1 protein-coding gene is annotated in these 767 nt (G+C 61.3%); it reads left to right on the top strand.

Annotated elements, in window-relative coordinates; genetic code table 11:
* Nucleotides 1-17: 17 nt before the first annotated feature.
* Nucleotides 18-767: an amino acid ABC transporter ATP-binding protein gene (locus NDO48_RS29040; protein ID WP_198292895.1), complete on the top strand. Its 750-nt coding sequence runs from the start codon at nt 18-20 to the stop codon at nt 765-767.

The raw sequence follows: 767 nt of genomic DNA, 5'->3' as shown, positions 1-767 counted from the left end.
AGGTCGATCGCGCCAAGATGCATATCTCGACGACGGATGTCGCCATCGACATCGTCGGCATGCACAAGTGGTATGGCGAGTTCAACGTTCTGAAGGACATCAACCTCAAGGTCATGCGTGGCGAGCGCATCGTCGTCTGCGGCCCGTCAGGCTCGGGCAAGTCGACCATGATCCGCTGCATCAACCGCCTGGAAGAGCACCAGAAGGGCAAGATCATCGTCGACGGCAAGGAGCTGACCAACGATCTCAAGAAGATCGACGAGGTCCGCCGTGAAGTCGGCATGGTGTTCCAGCACTTCAACCTGTTCCCGCATCTGACGATCCTGGAGAACTGCACGCTGGCGCCGATCTGGGTGCGCAAGACGCCGAAGAAGCAGGCCGAGGAGCAGGCGATGCACTTCCTGCGCCGGGTCAAGATCCCCGAGCAGGCCAACAAATATCCCGGCCAGCTGTCGGGCGGCCAGCAGCAGCGCGTGGCGATCGCACGCTCGCTGTGCATGAACCCGCGCATCATGCTGTTCGACGAGCCGACCTCGGCGCTCGACCCGGAGATGATCAAGGAAGTGCTGGAGACCATGGTCGGCCTCGCCGAAGAGGGCATGACCATGCTGTGCGTCACCCACGAGATGGGCTTTGCCCGCAAGGTCGCCAACCGGGTGATCTTCATGGATCAGGGCCAGATCGTCGAGGAGAACACCCCGGCCGAGTTCTTCGACCATCCGCGCCACGAGCGCACAAAACTCTTCCTCAGCCAGATCCTGCATTAG

The sequence above is a fragment of the Aminobacter sp. MET-1 genome, from assembly GCF_026521175.1.
GTDB lineage: Bacteria > Pseudomonadota > Alphaproteobacteria > Rhizobiales > Rhizobiaceae > Aminobacter.
Note: the sequence above shows the minus strand (reverse complement) of the source record. Positions and strands in the feature narration are given on the sequence as shown.

Excerpts from the sequence above, each read along its gene's own strand:
- NDO48_RS29040 (WP_198292895.1), top strand. The coding sequence starts at position 18 with ATGCATATCTCGACGACGGATGTCGCCATCGACATCGTCGGCATGCAC.